Raw genomic sequence first — 3,680 nt, 5'->3', positions numbered from 1 at the left:
TCCGGAGTTGAACGCGCCGATGACGTGGTGCGGGGGCAGCTCTCCGGCGGGCAGCGGGGCGCTCTCGCCGTCGACGAGGGCCGCGTAGGCGGCGGGCAGCCTGCGCACCGTCTGCGTCGCGTTGTTGATCAGGATGTCGAGGGGGCCGGCGGCGGCGACCCGGTCGGCGAGGGCGACGGCCTGCGCCGGGTCGCGCAGGTCGATGCCGACGACCTCGAGGCGGTCGATCCAGTCCGCGGAGTCCTCCATCGCCGTGAACCGGCGGATGGCGTCCTTCGGGAAGCGGGTCGTGATGGTGGTGTGCGCGCCGTCGCGCAGCAGCCGCAGCGCGATGTACATGCCGATCTTGGCGCGGCCACCGGTGAGCAGGGCGCGCTTGCCGGTGAGGTCGGCGCGGACGTCGCGCTTGGCGCGGTTCACCCGGGCGCAGTCCGGACAGAGCTGGTGGTAGAAGTAGTCGACCTCGACGTAGCGGGCCTTGCAGGTGTAGCAGGAGCGCGGACGCTGGAGTATCCCGGCGATCCGGCCCTCCTCGGTCTGCGACGAGGGAAGCAGGCCCTCGGTCTCGTCGTCGATGCGCTCGGCGGAGCCGGTCGCGGTCGCCTCGGTGACGGCCTTGTCGTGGGCGGTCTTGGCGGCGCGGCGCTCCTGGCGGCGGCGCTGCTTCACGGTGCGGTAGATGCCGGCGGTGGCGCGGCGGACGGTGACGGCGTCGGGGTGGTCGACGTCGAGCTCGTCCAGCTCCGCCAGCACGCTCAGGCACACGGAGAGCCGCTCGGGGTCGATGCCCGGTCCGTACGCGGTGTCCGTGGCCTCGGCCGCCGACGGGGCCTGGTTGTCCTCTGTCACGGTCATCGCCGCTGCTGTTCCTCGTGTCGCTCGTGCCGCGGCGGCACCCGGTGCCCGCGCGGCGGCCAAAAGGCGGCACCTTACAGGTCGCTCAGCTGATCCCGCCAGCTCCGGAGGATACTGGGGCGGCCGGGGTGGGCCAAATGACGGCCGTCACGTCCGTGGTCCGCCCGCGGGCCCCGCGGCCCGCTCGCACTCCTGCGTCAGCACCGCGAGCTCCGTGTGCAGGGCGGTGGCGAGGACGGCCAGGTCGGGCACGGCGACGCCGTCGGCCACGAGCCCGTAGTGCACCCGGCCCCGGTACGTGGAGACGGCGACGGCGAGGGACTGGCCCTGGGCGAGCGGGGCGAGCGGGAACACCTCGGTGAGCGGGCAGCCGCCCAGCCTCAGCCCGAGGCTGGGCAGCGGGACGCTGGTGACCAGGAGGTCGAACAGCAGGCGGGCGCTCTGCCCGACGAACGAGCCGCCGAGGCGGTGGCCGAGCGGCGGCACGTGGTCGGCGAGCAGCGCGACGGCGCCGGCGCCGCGGGCCGGGCCGTGGTCCTTGCGGCGGTCCATCGTGGCCCGCACGATGCGCAGCCGCTCCAGCGGGTCGCGCTCACCGACGGGGAGGCGCACGAGGTAGCCGGACAGCCGGTTGCCCTGCGGGGTGGCGGTGCGCGGGCGGCGCCGCGAGACGGGCACGAGGGCGCGGGGTTCGACGCCCTCGCTGCCGTCGCCGCGCTCGTCGAGCCAGCGGCGCACGGCCCCGGCGACGAGCGCGATGAGCACGTCGTTGACCGTGCCGCCGACGGTCTTGCGGATGCGGTGCACGTCGTCCAGGTCGAGCACGACGCCGGCGGTGCGCCGGGTGCCGCTGCCGGGGGCGGTCAGCGCGGGCGAGGTGCGCACGCCCCAGGTGGCGCGGGCCACGGAGGCGCCGATCGACAGGGCCTGCGCCGTGCTGTCGACGACGGAGCGGACATGGCCGGGGTAGCGGCGCGGATCGAGGTCGGCGAGGGTCAGCTCGCGCATCCCGGGGAAGGGCAGGCGGAGCCCGCGGCGCTGCTGCGGTTCGGGCTTCGGGGCGCGGGTGAACGGCAGGTCGGTGGGGTCCATGACGGCCGCGGCCAGCGTCAGCGCGCGCAGCCCGTCGGCGAGGGCGTGGTGGAACTTGAACAGGACGGCGAAGCCCGTGCCGTCCGCCGCGGGCAGCACGTGCGCCTCCCACGGGGGCCTGCCCCGGTCGAGGGGCCGCTCCATGAGGGCGCCGGCCGCTGCGTGGAAGTCCTCGACGGGCGCCCCGAGGCGGACGTGGTCCAGCGGGTCGAAGTCCCGTACGGGCACCCGGGCGGCGCCGCCGACGGGGAAGAGGACGCCGGCCAGCCGCATGCGCAGCCCGGGCACCGCGGCGGCGCGGGCGGCGAGCAGCTCGTGGGCGTGCCGGGCGGATCCCGGCGCGTCGGGGCCCTCCTCGGTGCGGAAGACCCCGAGGGCGCCCAGGTGCATGGGGTGCTCGGCGGTCTCGATGTTCCAGAACGCCAGGTCGAGCGGGGCGAGCAGGTCCGAACTCTGCGCAGTCATGGAGTGCTCTCGCGTCGAGGAGTGGTAGGCGCAGTCAACCCCGCTCGGTCGATTACGGTCAAGTACGATCCGCGCACATACAGTTAACAATGGATGAAGGCCCGCCCCGGTGTGCGGGGCGGGCCTCGTGGGGCTCAGGTGGTGTGCTTCAGGGGACGCGGCCGGGTGGCGTGGCCGGCCCGGCGCGCCGCGTCACCTCAGGGCGGGCGGTGCCGCGTCGGCGCCGGTGCCCCAGGCGGAGGGCTGCTCGCCCACGGTGAAGCTCAGGTTCCGCAGGCCGCGGAGGTCTCCGGTGGTCAGGTAGGTCCGGTCGAGGGCGGTGCGGTCGGTGCGGGCGGACTGGATGTAGCGCGCCGTGTCCGAGGTCCCCTCGGCCCGCACGGTGAGCTTCCCCTTCGGGTAGTACTTGCGGTCGAGGGTGAGGTCGACCCGCTCGAAGACGGGCGTCGACAGGCCCCACGTGTCCGTGCCGGGCTGCACCGGGAAGATCCCGATGGACGACAGGACGTTCCAGGCGGACATGGTGCCGAGGTCGTCGTTGCCGGTCATGCCGGTCGGCGTGTCGGTGAAGAGGGTGAGCGCGGCGTGCACGACGTCGGTGGTCTTCCAGGGCTGTCCGGTCGACAGGTACGTGTACGGGGCGATGAGGTCGGGCTCGTTCTGCGGGTTGTACTTGTCGGCGTTGTAGTAGTCGTACGGGCCGTTGACCCACACCTCGCGGGCGGTCTTCGCCGGGTCCTTCACCAGCTGGTCGTAGGCGAAGAAGGAGTCGAGGCGCTGGTTGGCCAGGTCGGTGCCGCCGATCAGGCCGACCATGCCGGGCAGGTCCTGCGGGACGAGCCACTGGTACTGCCAGGACGTGCCCTCGTGGAAGCCCTCGCTCTGCGCCGGGTCGGCCGGTCCGGTGAAGGCGCCGGAGGCGTCCCGGGCGCGGAAGAAGCCGGTGGAGGAGTCGAAGATCTTCCGGTAGTTCTGCGCGCGCTCGGTGTAGCGCTTCGCGTCGGCGTCGTGCCCGAGCTCCTCGGCCATCTGCCCGAGCATCGCGTCGGACAGCGCGTACTCGAGGGTGGCCGATGCGCCGTGGTCGTAGTCGGAGTCACCGGGCTTCGCGTGCGGCCGGTCCTTGACGTAGGGGGCGAAGCCGTCGGCGAGGTACTCCTTGTTGGCCTCGCGGCCGACGGGCGCCGAGTCGGTGGGCGGCACGCCGTCGGCGTTGTTCTTCAGCGCCCGGTACGCCTCCTCCTCGTGGCCCTTGAGCAGACCCTGCA

At 73.8% G+C, this 3,680-nt stretch carries 3 protein-coding genes; all 3 read right to left on the bottom strand.

Features of this window, described 5'->3' with window-relative positions; all coding sequences use genetic code 11:
* Window positions 1–855, bottom strand: an 855-nt coding sequence (locus tag GTW43_RS25895) for an SDR family NAD(P)-dependent oxidoreductase (RefSeq protein ID WP_161304402.1), incomplete at its 3' end; no start/stop codon positions are given.
* A 147-nt stretch (window positions 856–1,002) separates the two neighbouring features.
* Window positions 1,003–2,412 (bottom strand): wax ester/triacylglycerol synthase family O-acyltransferase, encoded by a 1,410-nt coding sequence (locus tag GTW43_RS25890; protein ID WP_161304401.1) that lies wholly within the window; start codon window positions 2,410–2,412, stop codon window positions 1,003–1,005.
* 192 nt (window positions 2,413–2,604) lie between these two features.
* Window positions 2,605–3,680 (bottom strand): glycoside hydrolase domain-containing protein (locus GTW43_RS25885; protein WP_161304400.1); only part of this gene is annotated, 1,076 nt, incomplete at its 5' end.

Source organism: Streptomyces sp. SID5785 (assembly GCF_009870065.1).
Classification (GTDB): domain Bacteria; phylum Actinomycetota; class Actinomycetes; order Streptomycetales; family Streptomycetaceae; genus Streptomyces.
Note: the sequence above shows the minus strand (reverse complement) of the source record. Positions and strands in the feature narration are given on the sequence as shown.